The sequence below is a fragment of the Anaerotalea alkaliphila genome, from assembly GCF_010179735.1.
Taxonomy (GTDB): domain Bacteria; phylum Bacillota; class Clostridia; order Lachnospirales; family Vallitaleaceae; genus Anaerotalea; species Anaerotalea alkaliphila.
This window is the reverse complement of the sequence record NZ_JAAEEH010000023.1, coordinates 33,162-50,442: the sequence shown is the minus strand read 5'-3', so window position 1 is coordinate 50,442 and position 17,281 is coordinate 33,162. Positions and strand designations below refer to the sequence as shown.

General features: G+C 37.4%; 10 protein-coding genes and 1 pseudogene. 1 reads left to right on the top strand and 10 read right to left on the bottom strand.

Annotated elements, in window-relative coordinates; all coding sequences use genetic code 11:
- Positions 1-115: 115 nt before the first annotated feature.
- From GXN74_RS09185 to GXN74_RS09145, 10 genes and pseudogenes are all read right to left on the bottom strand, one after another.
- Positions 116-1,678, bottom strand: coding sequence for a recombinase family protein (locus tag GXN74_RS09185; RefSeq protein WP_162370639.1), 1,563 nt, complete (start codon positions 1,676-1,678; stop codon positions 116-118).
- Positions 1,679-1,821: 143 nt separating this feature from the next.
- Positions 1,822-3,507 (bottom strand): recombinase family protein, encoded by a 1,686-nt coding sequence (locus tag GXN74_RS09180; RefSeq protein WP_162370638.1) that lies wholly within the window; start codon positions 3,505-3,507, stop codon positions 1,822-1,824.
- On the bottom strand, positions 3,507-4,673 hold the full coding sequence (locus GXN74_RS09175; protein ID WP_162370637.1) for a recombinase family protein: 1,167 nt from the start codon (positions 4,671-4,673) through the stop codon (positions 3,507-3,509). The genes GXN74_RS09180 and GXN74_RS09175 overlap by 1 nt, the downstream gene beginning before the upstream one ends.
- A gap of 475 nt (positions 4,674-5,148) precedes the next feature.
- Complete coding sequence (locus GXN74_RS09170; RefSeq protein WP_162370636.1) at positions 5,149-6,168, bottom strand: type II TA system antitoxin MqsA family protein; 1,020 nt, start codon at positions 6,166-6,168, stop codon at positions 5,149-5,151.
- A gap of 10 nt (positions 6,169-6,178) precedes the next feature.
- Entirely contained in the window at positions 6,179-6,631 is a 453-nt protein-coding gene (locus GXN74_RS09165) for a hypothetical protein (RefSeq protein WP_162370635.1), read from the bottom strand.
- 329 nt (positions 6,632-6,960) lie between these two features.
- Positions 6,961-10,608 carry a recombinase family protein gene (locus tag GXN74_RS09160; RefSeq protein ID WP_162370634.1) on the bottom strand — a complete coding sequence of 1,216 codons (3,648 nt, stop codon included), beginning with the start codon at positions 10,606-10,608 and terminating at the stop codon, positions 6,961-6,963.
- A 127-nt stretch (positions 10,609-10,735) separates the two neighbouring features.
- A complete protein-coding gene (locus GXN74_RS09155; protein WP_246208656.1) occupies positions 10,736-11,446 on the bottom strand; it encodes a recombinase zinc ribbon domain-containing protein in 711 nt (236 codons plus the stop codon).
- Positions 11,447-11,464: 18 nt separating this feature from the next.
- Positions 11,465-11,632: pseudogene (locus GXN74_RS14920) on the bottom strand (recombinase family protein); the annotation flags it as partial.
- 491 nt (positions 11,633-12,123) lie between these two features.
- Positions 12,124-12,690 carry a hypothetical protein gene (locus tag GXN74_RS09150; protein ID WP_162370632.1) on the bottom strand — a complete coding sequence of 189 codons (567 nt, stop codon included), beginning with the start codon at positions 12,688-12,690 and terminating at the stop codon, positions 12,124-12,126.
- Positions 12,691-13,113: 423 nt separating this feature from the next.
- Positions 13,114-16,491 (bottom strand): recombinase family protein, encoded by a 3,378-nt coding sequence (locus tag GXN74_RS09145; RefSeq protein WP_162370631.1) that lies wholly within the window; start codon positions 16,489-16,491, stop codon positions 13,114-13,116.
- A gap of 336 nt (positions 16,492-16,827) precedes the next feature.
- Here GXN74_RS09145 and GXN74_RS09140 point away from each other — a divergent pair, with 336 nt between their 5' ends.
- A complete protein-coding gene (locus tag GXN74_RS09140) occupies positions 16,828-17,178 on the top strand; it encodes a helix-turn-helix domain-containing protein (RefSeq protein ID WP_162370630.1) in 351 nt (116 codons plus the stop codon).
- Positions 17,179-17,281 lie beyond the last annotated feature (103 nt).

Below are 17,281 nucleotides of genomic sequence, written 5' to 3'. Positions count from 1 at the left end.
GTGTCTCATATGCCAACCAAATGCCAATGTTCGGATTTTGCTATTGGCTAGCTTTGCTATACGCTTTTTTAAAACTCAATTTTTAAAGTTTTTTGATCTCAGCTATTGACTTTTATTAGCTGGTCTTAATGGAAATATAGTCCCCTATTTCTTCATAGGAATCATCTAACCACCTTACTTTAAAATCATTCTTAGTCAACACACTAATTTCCATAATCCAAGCCCGTAGAATTGATGCGTCTAAAGACTTAATAACGTCTTCTAAAGTCTTACTCTTTACAATCATTTCTAATGCCTTTTCTCTGTATACTCTATCTTCTTCAATTTTTGAAGCTAAATCTTCAAAGGCTAGGATTTCACTTTCTATCTCTTCCACCTTTTCTATCAATAGGTCTCTCTCTATTCCTTCTGAAATGGCTAACTCTTCTTTTGCTGATAATAGACTCATCAAATTGCTCATCCGATGAAGTTCAAACCGGTCGTTATTATTAAGACGTTCAAGATCCTGTTTTAATCGTTTAAGAGCACCTGGATTCTGAAAATCATATCGTTCTTCTAAAGCCTGTTTCATCATTTCATTTAGTGTAGTTTCCGCTAAAGAGTTTGACTCACATAAAGTAGCATGGTTACCCTTTAAGCCGCATTTCCAACGATGGCTATCTCTTTTTTTGCTATGGTAATATGGCCATCCACAGTAAGCACATATTATTCTCTTTGAAAGTGGATAACTCTTCATAGGAGGTTTATTGGTCACTTGCTTACTTATTAAGATTTCTTGCACTTTATGAAATGCTTCTTCATCAATAATCGCAGGGTGGGTATTCTTAATATAATATCGATTTTCCTGCCCTTCATTACGGATGTATCTTCTTTCCATTAACAAACTTACATACTCATTGGTTAGCCGATCTCCCAAGTAATTGTTGTTCCTAAGGATATTTTTAACGCTTGAATCTCGCCATATTTCATTGCCAGAGGGCGTTCTAATACCACTTTCTGTGAGCTCTAATGCAATTTTTGTTGTACTGTTGCCTTCAAGAAATGTCTTGTAAATATATTTAATCACCCTTGCTTCATCATCAACAATCTCAAAAGTCCTCCTTCCATCAATTTCAACCACTCGATATCCATACTGGTTTCGGAAGATCGGTCTCCCCATTTTATTCCTGTTTTCAGCACTCAATTTATTATTTTCTGATATCTCTAATGCCTCTTGCTGGTAAACAGCTGATAAAGCAGTAAGAAAAAACTTGTTCCTTGTTTTCATTGAGTCAATTTTTTCTTTCTCGAATATTACAGTAATATTATGTTCTTTTAGTAATTCTACAGTTTCAAGCAAATCTTTGGAGTTTCTAGAAAACCTAGAGATGCTCTTTGTTATTACTACATCAATTCGGCGTTCAAGGCAATGTCTAATAAGTCTTTTAAATCCAGGTCTCTTTTGTATAGTCATGCCTGAAACGCCACTATCGTAGTAGATACCTACAAGTTTATAATCTTCATGTTGGAGAATGTACTTTGAGTAATAATCCATCTGATTTTCTAAAGAACTTCTTTTGTCATCGCCATAAATATCACTTACCCGACAATAAGCAGCAACCCTTAACTTTCCATTACTCTCTTTAACTGGGCCTTCTTTTTCCTCTGGCCACAGTACTTCCACTGTTTTCTTTTCCAAAATAAAAACTCCTTTCTCTAGAGCGATCCTGCTAAAATAGCAGGTATGTTATTAATGGCTCTAGTCCAAAGATAATGCAAGTACTATCTCTGGTATGAAAGAAGTTATTTTCATTTACTTACTTTTTTCTATTCACTTTGGGGTTATTTTTCCTTTTTGCTCCTTTGTGGTCTTCTTTTAGCAGATACCTTGTAGGAGACTCCGCATTTTAAGTGAAGCTCTACCTGCCACTTCGCAAATACCGTTCCCCTTTCTACGGTCCTCTTAAAAATATCTTCATCAAAGGGTTCCTCTGGGCCTTCTATTTTTTCTAAATCTTCAAGTAAGATTTTTATATTCTCTTTTAGGTATTCGCTTTCTTTTTTGTTTTCATTTAGCCCATCATGCTCCATCTGCAGGATTTCCTGTTCATAGATCATGTGCCTCATCGTCGCTTCATAAACAACTTCATTATTTCCTGAAGCTCTTGTTGCCATTTCCGTTATTTTATCAGCAATTCTTTCTATTTGAATGCCTAGTTCATTTAGCCTACGTTCTTCCTCTTCTGTTAATGAAGCTTCCTCGATAGCAAGCTCCACATCTTTCAGTAGACGGTTTTTATCTTTCTTAATATCAAAGAGTAATTTCATAAAGGCTTTTTCCAGTTCTTCTTCCCAAATATAACTACAGCTGCAATCTGTAAACTCTTTGTCTCTCTTAGAAGCTGCCCTGCAGTGCCAAGCAGTAAACTTAGCTGGAATCCTCTCTTCTCCAAAGTGGGTGGTAAGCCTCCTTCTAGTAACTGGCCTTCCGCACTCCCCACAAAAGAGCTTGTTTGAAAAAGGTGCCGCTCCGCTGTAAGTCATGCTGTATTTATTATCTGGATCCCTTAGCATCTTGTTACGTCTTGTCAGTTCTTCCTGGACCTTTTCCCAGTCTTTCTCGCTGATAATCGCTGGGTGGTGATTTCTTATATAGTACTGAGGCTGGTGCTCTTTGTTTCTGACCCTTTCATGGGTGAGATAATCTACGGTTACGGTCTTTTGTGCTAAGCAGTCGCCTTTGTATTTTTCGTTTCTAAGGATCTTGAGGACAGCATCAGAAGTCCAGGTTTTCTTGTTTCTGGCGGTTCTAATCTTATCTTTCATCAGTCCCTTGGCAATGGTTGGTGTCCCCTTACCTTCAAGGAGTTCTCTGTATATTCGCCTTACAACCTCAGCCTGTTTTTCATCGATAATAATGTTCCCATCTTCATCCTCTGTGTAGCCTAGAAAGTAGGTGGTGGGGATATGAGCTTTCCCTTGTTGGAACCTTTTCTGTACTCCCCACTTGGTGTTTTCAGAAATGGAGCGGGACTCTTCCTGAGCCATCGATGATAAAATCGTCAAAAATAATTCACTCTTACTGTCCAATGTATCGAGATTTTCTTTTTGGAAAAATATCCCAATACCTAGATTTTTAAGCATTCTAATGTAGTGAAGGCAGTCTAGGGTATTCCTAGCGAATCTACTGATGGACTTGGTTATGATATAGTCGATTTCCTTGTTTTTACACCTTTCAATCATTCGGTTAAATTCAACTCGGTTTTTTGTTGAGGTTCCTGATAAACCTTCGTCTGCAAAGATTTCTACAAGCTCCCAGTTTGGATTTTTCTCTACATATTCTTTAAAGTAGGATACTTGAATGTCATAACTGGTGGCCTGCATGGTGGAGTCTGTTGATACACGAACGTAAACGCCGATCCGTTTCTTTTGCCCGTCAAAGTGTTCTTCATCTCTAGGGGTCCTTGTCCTAGCTGGAATTACCCTAACTCTAGCTGTTGGTGCCCTCTCTATTTGCCCTGTGCTCATTAATCATCTCCTCCTTCGCTGGCTTCAACTTCTGTTTCCTCACCGCTCACCCATGTGATGGAAAATAAAAAAGATGACTTCGCTTCTATGCGTGTCATCCAGGCTCTTAAGAATTTAATATTGTCCAGTTGTTTATACAGTTCTTTTAAAGGGTTAGTAGCATCTTTTATTTTCCCTAGCTCTTCTAGTGCTTCTTTTCTATAAGGGTCATCTGCATCAACCAATCTCCACCATACTTCTTTTTCTGCTATGGTTTTTTCGATAGCTTCCCTGTGATCTTTTAGCTCTTTTTCATCTTTATTATCCAGCACAGCCATACTTTCAGCAAAGAGGGCTTTTTCAAGTTCAAGCCTTAAGCGGTTCTGTTCCCCGTCTCTTAATACATCTGTATTTTGTAGGTTTTTCATTAGCTTTATAATTTGCCTTTTTCCTGAACTCTTAGGGTCGATTTCATGCTTTTCGATAAATGCTTTTTTAAGTGCTTTTAAGAGGATCTCGTCCCTTACACTTGTCATGTTACATAGGCGAGTGCTTTTCCTGCGATTGCTACAGCGCCATGTAACATAACCTCTGGTTTTGTAACGGTGAAAGTTAGCGCCACACTCTGAGCAAGCAACTCTTCCCGTTAAATCATACCGTTTACTCGGCCCTCGCTTAACACCCTTAGATTTTGGCTTAAGCATCTTTTGGACTTTATCAAATGTCTCCCTATCAATGATTCCTTCATGATTATTTTGGATAAGGTACTGGGTTTTTTCTCCTTTATTCACTCGTGTTTTATGGGTGAGATAATCTTCTGTGTATGTCTTTTGGCAAAGAACATCTCCCACATATTTTTCATTTTTAAGGATAGATATAATGGCCACATTGGTCCAGTCTCTTCTACCATTTACTTTTACATAATTGTTGCGTATCAAATAATTTGCAATTTCCGTAGGGGTGTTACCCTCTACATATTGCCTAAAGATTTCTCTCACTGTTGAAGCTTCTCTTTCATCAATGACCCAGGGTTTTCCCTTTACTTTTTTGTAGCCTAGGATTCTTGCAAACCTGGCTTCTCCTTGTTCAAAACGTTTTGATGTTGCCCAGCTGATATTTTCTGATATGCTTCGGCTTTCTTCCTGAGCCGTTGCAGCAAGCATGGTAAGGATAAATTCACTCTGCATATCTCCCGTATGAAAATTTTCTTTCTCGCCTCGAATCTAAAAGGATAAAAAGGAAACCCAATACACAGAAGAATGTCAATAAAAAGATGATTTTGGACAAAAAAAAGAAACCCACCACAACGAATGTGATGAGTTGACCTTTGGTTTCTGTATATACTCGTAAAGCAATTTATAAGATGCGTTTTATAAAATTAATGCTATCCGTACACGAAATCAGCAAATTTTAAAGGGCCTTTTCAAAAAACGAGCCTTCAGTTTGCCCTATAACGGCTTTTTTTAGAAATTAGGTCCTGTAGTCCGTCTTTAAGCTTTATCCCCTAAAATCGCTTATAAACCTAATTTTCTAAGAAAAGCAGCTAACCCACCAATATTCAGTCTAAGTTCGGGACTTTACCGAGCCTAGATACCTTCTTGGCGGGTTCCTTTTACCGAGCAAAATAAAAAGCCCACCACATTAGTGATGAGCTAAACTTTTTTAATGGATTGAAAGCTTTCCTGCATAAGAAAAGGGAATTGTACAATTCCTACCTGTGCATTTATATGCATCTTCATCATGCATTTTATCTATAATCTCCTGGGAGTTTAAATGCCCAACTTCTGCTATAACTGTATCCAATATTTCAATTTCCTCAGGAGTTAGTTCTTTGATTTGAAAACCTTCCACCGGGTAAAACTTATAGCCCATACGATCTAAATCATATAGAACTGTTTCAAATTCCACGCCATCCAAATCTAAAATCTGTTCATATCCTTCTGGTACTGCACCCATAGGTAAAGCGCTATACACTAGGCCAGTTATAGATTTTCCTCTTCTTTTATAGCTGACACTATCTCCATACCATAGCATCTTCATTAACTTTACTTTGTGAAGACTGGAAACTTTTGAAGCGTAATAATTAATGATTTCTATCACTTTATTCAAATTCAGTTCTACCCCACCGGTTATAATGTCATCAACAAAATCAGCATATAGGGCTTGAATCGAATCCATCAAGTAACGATTTTTCATTCTTCTGAACTCTGTGCTTGCTGATTTATGATATTTGTCATAGGCTTTATCGGAGATTTTACCTTTAGCTCTAGTTAACATTTGTAGAAACCATTTAGGATCTGAATCGATTTTTCTTAGTACATCGTCATGAGCACGATCCTGGACTTGATGGTTTTCATATCTTGTAATTGTAGCTCTTCCCCAGTCTAGGATTTCTGAAAAGTCCTTTTGACTTACTTCATACTTATCTCTAATCCTAATGATTTCTTGAGAGGTTAATAGACCTACTTTTTCTCTATAAGCATCTTTCATCGCTAGGCTATTAGCCTTGATCATATCTTCTGTTTCAAGATATTCATCTGCATGAGCACAATACTCATATGTTGCATCAAAGGATACTTCTATACCTTTAAACTCTTCTATATCCTCTAGAATAACTGTTTGCACTTCATGCTCTTCCATACAGATGAGACATAATTTCTTTTCTTTTTTAATTGTTTTCATTTTTCTCACCTCAAACTTTCTTATATGGAAAGTCCCTTTCTTTGAAATCCCACTCAGAGTAGTGGAATGACATCACCATTATAAAACTATCTCCGCTAGCATGGGCAATACTAACCAATTCTACTCGTATCTTAATATATACGTCATCTCCTGAATATTGTTTCCCAAAGACTCGCATTTCACTCCGTTTGGGAAATCTTGTATCCTTCACTGTTTCAATGTATTCCTCAACAGTAAGAAGTGACAACTCCCTTTTTAATGCTTCAACCTCATCTTCATCAGGAAATAATTGTCCCATAGTATATCTATTTGTATATTTCTTATTACGGCCCTGATCAACATTTCTGTCTTTTTGAAAATTAATGGTCACAGAACCACTCTTGATTGCATATTTTAACCTATCTATATAGGTCTGAACTTCTAGTTTGGATTCTTTTCTTTTAACTTCTGTTATCTTGCTCATCTTTATTATAACACTCCCCATGGTCAAGGTCAATAATTTTGGTATCAATTGATGCCAAAAATTTAATTTTAAAATCTCCTAACTTATATTGTATACCATAAAACGATATCCTTCTACAAAGAATTACATATTCCTCAGTGGCTATTGTTGTCGTGCCAACATTCTGAGTCATTTCCATTTTCGCTCCGTTTGTTTGAAAGCAAAAACAACCCACCAAGTAGCCCGATCAACTTTATCAGACAACTCAGTGGGTTTCTTTGTGCGTTTTTAATTCTGTCATGATTTTCTTCGCTTTTGAAGAATAACGTTCCACTTTTAAAAATTCATAACTACTTTTTTACTGAATAATATTTCTGCAACCTGCTTGTTGGCTTATCCGGTATTGTTTCCTTAATAACGCCTTTCCTCATGAGCGGGTTCACAATAAATTTCTTGAAATTAGGATTTGTCAAATACCTTGGAAGATACTCACGCATTTCTGTTATTGTCTTCGGCTCCTCACAATACTTAAGCAAAGCCTTCACTTCAGGCCCCTTTAAAAACTCTTTCTTTTCTAATTGGTATTTTGCTTTTTTTCTACGTTTCTCTTGTTCTTGAAAGGCTTTATAGTTTATTGGTGACTTCCACTCAAAACCAGATTGGAACCGATAGATAATCTGACCATCTTCTAGAATAGTTCCTTTTTCAACGAAACGTTCAAATAGTTCAGCTTGAAAATCCGGTGCTTTTAGATAATAGTCAATATCGTCTTTTCTATCATTAGTAAAGATAGCCATCGCTTTTCTAATAGACTTGATAACCTCTTCTATCTCAGCTTGCTGTTCTTCTCGGGCCATGAAATCGACAATTCGCTCTCTAATCTTCATTATTTCATCTGTCAGATGATCAACAAGTTTTGCGTCCTTTCCTTTTCTGCCCAGTTCATCTTCAACCGCTTCATAAAGCTTCTGGTTTAATTCATCTTTTTGCTTTTCTAAGATTGCTCTTTGCATTTCTTCCTCTGGCTTTATTCGTAAGTCTTCAATATAAGTATCTATATACTCACTAAATGCCAAGTTGAATTTAATATCCATCATAAGCTGAGAAAAGTTTTCTTCAATATAATCCTGTTTAAGTTGCATGGAATCACAATGTCCTTTAGATGATTGATAGCAGCGCCAGCATCTCACCTCAGCATTGTTCCTCCGTCTGTTGATGGCTCTACTGTAACCGACTAAACTGCCACATTTACCACAGTAAAATTTCTTCGCGAAAGACTCATTCTTACCATTGTCATCGGGGTATTTCTCGTGACTCTTTTTACGTTTCTTTTCATTTGCTTCAACTAGTTTTTGAACCCTTTCCCACTGCTCTTCTTCTATGATTGCTTTATGGTGATTCTCAATGAAGTACATGGGCAGCTCCCCTGTATTCTCTACACGCTCCTTTACCAAAGTAAAACCCGTATGAAACCTCTGATAAATGTAATTCCCACGATAGATTTCTGAACGCAATATCCTTCCAATGGTGGTGTCGCACCACGCCTTTTGTCCACCTGGCGTAGGAATCGATTCGGCTATGAGCAATTCTCTTATAGCCCTCATAGTCTTTCCTTTTTCATATTCATCATAGATTCGCCGCACAATTTTAGCTTCTTCATCGTTAATTATCCATTCTTTGTTTTTATCGTACTCATAGCCGTATCCTTGGACTGTTGGTCTTACAATGCCTCTCTGAGCTAGACTTCTTTTACCCCATGCAATAGCATCACCAATATTGACACTTTCTTCCTGTCCCAGTGCTGATAACAAATTAATCAAGACATTGCTTTTTTCAGAAAGGCTCAAAATATTTTCACGCTCGAACCACACTTCAACCTTTGGATCTAGACTTTTCAACATGTTTAAGTAGGTTAATGTATCGACAGTATTTCTAGCAAATCGTGACAGCGATTTCGTAATAATCAAATCCACTTTACCTGCTTTGCAGTCTTCCATCATCCGCTTGAACTCAGGCCTTCCTTCAGTCGTTCTCCCGCTTTTTCCGTCATCTATATAGATATCAGCTAAGGTGTAACGTGGATCCTTGAGAATAAGGTACAGATAATATGAATATTGCGTCTTGATACTTGTTTTTTGCTGCTCTAGTTCTGTTGAAACTCGCACATATGCAGCTACTTTTAATTTCTGTTCTCTAACTACTGGAATACTCGTCCGCATTACCACCGAATTACTCAATTGTTTTTGTATATTCTTAACCATCAAATTTGGCTCGAGTTTTCTTTCTGCTATCATGTTCGCATCCTCCTCATCTACGCAATTTAGATCACCTCCTTTCTTCGAGGTGATTTGAATGCTTGTCACTACATCAAATTCTGCCTTTTTATCAACCTGTAATTCCCCTTTAGAATTCAATTCTGCAGAGTACTCTTCTCTATTTGGTTTTATGGGTTCGCAGCTTCCAACTTCAGTCTCTTTGCCATCGATCCAGTAAATTTTATAATCATCTTTTGAATAAATGTCAATAGAAAGAATCCATGCTCTCAAGTATTCAATGTTTGCTTGTACTGCAAACTCTTCAAATGTTTTAATATTCTCAAGCCACTTTATGGAATCAAGACGATACTTCCTATCATCTTCTATTTCTACTAGCCGGTTCTCAAACTTATCATAATCTCTTTCCATCTGAATGATGTCTTCATCTGTAAATTGAATATCTTTCAACCTTTTAGCCAATTGAATCTGCGTCAATGCCTTAAGGCGATGAAACTCAAAGTAGTCATTCTTGTTTATTCTAATCAACATTCTTCTAAGCATCTTAATCAATTTTGAATCTTGAGAATCAAATCGTACTCTAAAAGCTTGAAGCATTATTTGAACCATCAAATCTTCCCGTATCGTCGGTGAACTGCAGAGGTTTTTGTTGGTTATGGCAGAGACGCACCTGAAATAATCCCATGGTTTAATTCTATTTCTTCTGAAATTCTGACCGCAGTTGCCACAGTGGATGCGTCTTGATAAGGGATTGGGTCTAAATTGTTGGGGTTTTGATTGCCTTTTGTTCTTGTTTCTCATTTCCTGGACACGATCAAAGAGTTCCCGACTGATAATCGCTGGATGATGATTCTCTATAAAATATTGGTCCCGTAGTCCTTCTGATGATCGTCTTTTGTCACTCATCAAGTCTTTTGTCATTTTTCTAGCTTTTACATCTCCGGTATAAGAAATATTAGATAAAATTGAACGGACTGTTACCGATCCCCACAGTTCTTTACCAAAGTAAGTCTTAATTCCCTTTCTGGTTAGTTCAACTGCGATACTGTTTATACTCATTCCATCAAGATACATTTGATAAATCTGTCTAATAACTTGAGCTTGCTCTTCATTGATTGTAATGACGGTCTCATTACCAACTTTTGTTTTATCATAACCATAAGTGTGGCCAATATTAACCATGCCTTTCAGCATCCGTTTTTCATGTCCCCACTCAATAGCCTGAGAAGCGGCCTCAATCTCCCCTTGAGCAATACTGGCATAGGTTTTTAGAAGATAGGCTGTTTCACTCCTAGTGCTCGTAATATTTTCCGCTTCAAAAAATACCGCTACATTTATTTCTTTTAATCTTTCAATGACTTCAATGAGCTCTTTAGTATTTCTTGAAAAGCGGGATACATTTTTGACGAGAATCAGGTCAATCCTATGTTCTTCACAGTGTCTGAGCATCCGAGTGAACCCACGTCTTAATGATGCTTTTCTTCCGGTAACCAGATTATCAAAATAGATACCGACAAAGGTCCAATTGTCCCTACTATTAATCACATGGGTGTAGTGACTTACTTGACTTTCTAATGAGTGGGACAGCCCCAGTGAATCAAGACTCACTCTACAATAGGCAGCCACCTTAATCCCTTGACGCTTACTGTGAAGTGGACTGTCATCTATCTTTTCTAAAGGATCCCATAATTTATTGATCCACAAACTTTTATCAATTTGGTCCATAAAAAAACTCCTTTCCCCTAAAAGATTACGCTTGCTTGTATGTTTGCATTGGTGTCAAACTATTGCAAGTACAATCTCCATAAGGTAAAGGAGTATTTTATTTACTTAGACAAATTCTTCAATGCCACTACTCGTTCTTCCCACGTCTCCAGCCATAAGCCATTCTTTTGACTCCACATTTAAAGATAAACTCAATCTCATAGTCTTTGTGGAGAATGCCTCTTTCAACAAGCTTTTTAAATTCAGTAGCATCAAAGGTCTCAAAGCTACTTTGGTTTTCGAGATATGTTATTAAGGCTTCTAGGTTCTGCCTCATATAGATTTCTTCGTCCTGGCTTTTGACAAGGGCTTCATGTTCCTGCTGGTAGATTTGTGATTCATAAATCATGTTCCTAAGGGTTGCATCATAGATGGGATCATTGGTGGCACTTTCTCTCATGGCCATTTCACTTATGCGATCATTGATTCGATCTATGATTTCTTCAAGCTCTTTAAGCCTTTCCTTTTCATCATATGTTAGGCTTACATCCTCAATGGCTGCCTCTCCCTCAGCTCTTATCAGGTCAATCTCTTCAGTCATTTTCAGAAGCATTTCATTGTAGGCTGCTTCAATCACCTCTTCCCATACATACTTTGAATGGCAGTCAAAGTCAGCTTCTACTTTCTGAGCCGCCAGTCTGCAGTGCCAAACTGTAAACTTGTAAGGCTTGCCATCTCTTCTTGATGTGATTCTCCTTCTATGAACCGGCATGCCACACTCCCCGCAGTAAAGCATATTAGAAAATGGTGCTTTCCCGCTATAGGTTCTATGGTATTTCCCGTCAGGATCATGCTTCATTTTTCTTCGCCTTTCCAGTTCCTTTTGTACATAATTCCATTCCTCTTCAGAGATGATTGCGGGGTGATTGTTCCGTATAAAGTACTGCGGCTTATGATTTTTATTTCTGACCCGTTTGTGGGTTAGAGGGTCCAGAGTTACTGACTTCTGGCACAATGCATGGCCGCAAAATTTCTCATTCGGCATGATACGAGATGGATAAAAACACAATATATTGTGGTTATTAATGTATTTATGTTGATTAAAATACAATATGTAGTTTTATACATTATGCTGTAAGGATAAAAAAATAAGCCCATTTCAGTTAAGAAATGAGCTCTCTCGAAAAATTCCTTCTATTATAATGTTACTCAGTTGATTAGTTCAAAAGTCCGAAAATCTATACTAGTAATTGCCATTTTTTGATTATGCGGGAAAAAATCGAGCCTTCAGATTGGCCTGTGTCGGATTTTTATTTAATTTAGGACCTGTTGTTTAACTTCGAGCTATATCGCCTGAAACCGCAAACCTGTCGAGATTCCTTCGAAAAAACAAAAAACCACCAAGATTCGGTCTAAGTTCGGAACTGATGCCGAGCCTAGATGCCATCTTGGTGGTTTATTTGTGATCACAAAAAAAAAAGCCCATCACAATGTGATAGGCAATTTATGCTAAATATGTAGTTACTTTATCCAAACTTAAACTTCTTCTTTAGGTTCAATGATTTCATCTTCTTCAAGAATCTTAATCATCTGCAGAAGTTCTCCTTCTTCATATTCTCTTTCCAATACATTAAATCCGAACTTCTCGTACAAACTAATCAAGTAAGGAATATCTTTACATTCCAACATGATTATTCTTCCACCTAATCGGGCTTGTCCTTCAAGAATTGTGGCCAAACAATATTCCAATACATCTGATCCAGAGATAACTCCTGGATACATTTCATTTTTCCCAAGCTGTCCAATTAGAATAGACGGAAACTCCGTGATACGACTCCCTCGCATGTTGGCACTCAGTCCATCTAGCTTTTTAACTTTGTTTCCAGAAAGCATACCCTCTGGAATTTTCAACACCTGTATAGCTAGCGTGAAGTAGGCAAGAATCTGGAACTCATCCTGATCTTCATCATAAATGAAAAAGGTTCTACTCTTACCTAATTTCTCAAATTGGATTGCCCTGCTTTTAAGAAAGTTTTCGATGTCTGCATCTTTTTCACAAACAAAAATAGAAATAAGTTCTTGAGCTTTAGTCTCATCACTCATTTCTATTAGTCTTTTTAGCGAGATAACATTTGTTTTAATTTTTGCTCACCTCGCCTCTCTTTTTCAGGCGATACCAAGTTTCTATTTATTTTAACGCTTTTGTTAGGAGTGGAAACAATTCTCTCGAATGACTCCACAGCCTTCTTGGTATTCAATGTAAAATCCTTATTAAAAGATGATGTGGCCATTCTAATCCCTCCTTTGCTATTATAATATGCCTTACTCATTCTTTTGATACATATACATTATATCATATTCTGCCTTAATTGGCTAGATTCCTAATTTTTCTAGTTAGACCATTTTACCATCATTTAGATTACACTTCAAGAATATTTTATTTTTGCGACTATCACTCTTGTCATTATTATACCCTGGATTACTATTTATATCGACAAAATTCGAAAATTCATTATTTCTAAAATTTCAGCTTTCCGTATAATACTTCTGATCATGGCTGTAGATATATTCTGGAATCGTCCGTTTCAGTCTATCCATTTCAACCAATGGATTTATTATAGTTGTCCTGAAATGTTCAATTGTCATCACATCTCCCATGAATGCTAACATCTCATGGCTAGTTCTAGGCGTTCGGCAATACTTCATAAGCTTCTTTATTTCAGGTCCGTTAAGAAAATCTAGTCGCTTCATGAAGTTCTCAAGCTTCCTTCGCTTAGTAATGAGCTTTTTATAATTCTCATAATTAATTGGCGCAGACCATTCAAGACCGATATTCAGTTTGAACACAATTGTCCCATCTTTATAGATTATGCCAGATTCAATCAGCCTTTCGAATAATTCTCTTTTAAAGCTTGCTTCTTCGACCTTAAGACCCGTCTCTAAAACCTTTGACGGAAGCAGTGATTTTCCGTACCTGGTTTGATCGAACCCATAAAAGTTCATTCTTCTCTTCATTCCTAAAAGATCCTTAAGTTTGTAGCTATTAAAGAACCACTCCATTTCTGATTGTAGAAATTGTTGCTGCTCTCTTTTCTCTGTATAGATTTTCAGTTGTTCCAGTATTGCCACAATCTTGCTCGTAAGCATATCAATCCGCTGGGAGTCTCTGCCCTTTTTGTTAAGCTCCTCATCCACAGCTTCGTAAAGTTTTTGATACAGCTCATTCATTCTATCTATCAGCTGTTTCTCCATACTTAGTTCTTCTTCACTTATCTCAAGCTCATCCATTTGCTTTTCATAGTAAGCTTTAAATTCAGGATTTGAAATCATTTCAACCAGCAAATGCTGAAAATTGATTTCTAGATATTCTTGACTGAACTGTTTAGCATCACACGCCTGAAGCATATTCTGCAGGCCATAGCCACAGCGCCAAAATAGTGTAACGCTTGATTTTTTCTTGATCTTTTTCCTCTCAATTTCACCTGTTTTATCATCAAGTTTTTGAACTCTTTTTCTATTTATATATCTTCCAAACCCAACTGTTCTGCCACATTCTCCACATTTGAATATATCTGTAAAAGCTTCATTTTTCACTTCCTCTTTTTCAAAACCGAGATGAACTCTTTTCATACTCTTTTGTCTTTCAGCTCTCATTTTTTGTACTTCATCCCACATGTCCTTCTCAATAATGGCCGGGTGATGATTTTCAATATGAATCATCGGCAGCTCTCCCCGGTTTGGAACAAGTGGTTGTTTACGTTCTGGATTTTTATATTTTTGATTGTGAATGTAATCCCCTTTGTAGACAACATTAACCAGGATGTTTTGAATGGAGGAATTGCTCCAAAGTCCTGAACCACATGGTGGCACGATACCCTCATCATTAAGTCTTTTAAAGATATCTGCTCGTCTGACCCCGTTTAAGTAATCCGTATATATGCGCCTAACAATTACTGCTTCCTCTTCTTTGATGACCCACTCTTTATTCTCGTTGTATTCATACCCATAGTTAAGCCTTCTTGGCCTGACTATCCCTCTACTGGCCAGCGCTCGTTTACCCCAGGAGATGGAGCTTCCAATATTTCTACTCTCCTGCTGTGCTAAGGCTCCCATCAAGCTGACCATAAGCTCGCTGGTATCATCTTCTGATGAAATATTTTCTTTCTCGAAAAATATATAAGTCGGTGACTCTAACTCTCTCAAGATTCGTACATACCTAATTGCATCAATAGTATTTCGACTAAACCGTGACAATGATTTTGTCAGGATCAAATTGATTTTTCCTGCTTTGCAATCAGCAATCATTCTATTGAAGCCTTCACGGTGCTTTGTTGAAGTTCCTGTAATGCCTTCATCTACATAGATACCAGCAAACTGATACTCGGGATTTTTGAGAATGGCGTAGGTATAAAAAGCTATTTGGGTTTTTAGACTTGTCTCTTGTTCTTCCTTATCGGTCGACACTCGAACGTAGGCAGCGACCATTAACTTCTTTTTAGTCTCAATCTTTGGGTGATTATTGTCTTTTACGTTTTTATGGATGCGACTCATTAACTGCATATGCTGCTGATGATCAATCTGTGTTACTTGAGGTAATGCCACGTCGATTTCCTCCCTTCTCCCGTATTCTTTGATGCTTACTTCAAGATGAAGATTCTCTAATTTCTTAATCTTGTTATTTTTAGTGTCCGGTCCATATGAAGCTCTTAATATCAAATTTTCAGTACTTAATGTCTTGGACTCACGTTCATTGTCAATTGTGGCATCAGGTCTGGATATGAGTTCCGTTTGCTCAATTTTGGCATCTCTTGATTTTCGGAAATCCTCAGCTTTACTTTTGCAAAGCTCAACATCTCCCACACTCGTTTCGCTGCCATTAATCCAGTGAATCGTATAATCCTCGGCAGAATATATAGTAACAGTAACAATCCAGGCTCTCATGAGCTCCAGTGTTAGCTCAGTTAAGAAAGCCACTGAATCCTTTCCCTCACTAAGCCAGTCAAGAGCCTGGTCCCGGTACTGCCTATCATCCTCTATCTGATTGATTTTCTCTTCAAATTCTCCATATTGTTTACGCATATCTTCAACATCCTCTAGCGTAAACCTGGATCCGATTAAATGTTCCGCAATCTCAATTTCCGTTAAGTATTTGAGCCGATGAAACTCAAAATGGTCATTCTTATTTACCCGCTCTATCATTTTCTCCAGCTCTTTAACGGTTCTATCAGATCCAAAATCAAACCATTCCTCAAAACCTCTTTGAAGGATGTCGCGCATAACTTCTTCCCTGATATAACTTGTAGGACATAGTTCCTTATGCCCCACACGCAACTTGCAACCCCAATATGCTGCTTTCACTCGGTCTGTTGTTCTATAATGGATGTTCCCGCAATAGCCGCATATAATCCGCCCTGCAAAAGGGCTGAATGTCTTTTTTGAGGTCGTGGTTTTATTTGGTCTATTGTCTTCAATAAGCTTTTGCACTTTCTCGAAGGTCTCCAAATCAATGATGGGTGGATTTGCATTTTCAATTAAAATCTTATCTCTCATGCCCTTTGATGACCTAACCCTGTTCGTCATAAGATCCTTGTTTGTCGTTCTACCAATGTAATTCCCTGTATAAATCGGCAGGGTTAATATCTTCTTTACTGATGAAATGTTCCATGTATCCAGTCCTCTAGGCGTCTTGATACCACTAAGGGTTAATGCTCTCATGATATCTGTCTGAGATTTGCCGTTGAGGTATTCTCTGTAAATCCACCTAACAACGTCTGCTTCTTCATTAATAATCCTAAGTTCCGATCTACCAGAACCTTTTACCAGTTCATATCCATAAGTCTTCTGGAAATATGGTCGACCGCTTAATAGTCTTTGCTCTATTCCCCACTTGCCCAGCTCCGACATAGCTTCCACTTCAGCTTGAGAAAGACTGCCATAGGTTGATAATAAAAAAGCATTATAATCGATGGATGTGTCAATTCGCTCTTTCTCGCCTCGAATCTAAAAGGATAAAAAGGAAACCCAATGCATCTATATTTATCAAGAAAATAGTTGAAATTCATATGTATTTTAGGTGATTTTTGCTATAAAAAGAAACCCGCCAAGACTATCTCTAACCTCGGGACTATACCGAAGCAAGATTCTATCTTAGCGGGTTTGACTTATTAGATTCTAATAGGTAATATGATTATAAAAGATTGCTATCTACTACTTCTTATAAATAGATGGGAGACATTACAAGTGAAAATTCTATCGACTAAGAAACTTAGCGAAACCGTAAATCGCTTTAGAAAAGAAAATGGCTTTACAATAGAAGATTTAGAAAACATCATAAGATTGGACAAAAAGATTCTTCACCGGATTGAATGCGGTGATTTTATTCCTTCCATGAATCAGTATGCAGCCTTAGCAAATGCCCTTGACCTAAAGCTAGAAGATCTAACAGTAGAGAAGGACAAAAGCAATTCTTTTGCTAAGCTCATGGATAAAGTGAAAACAGCTAATGAAAAAGAAGGACTTGAGAAATTATTCTCCATGATGATTGCATTGAAACAGCAAATCCACTTAAGACAAACCATCAATAATAAATAATAAATCCGATTAATCAACATCTTGCTTTGAGAAAAGCTATTATGCTATACTTTGGATATGGTCCTTTACCAAAGGTTTAGGATGAGCAAAGGTTTCTTCTACT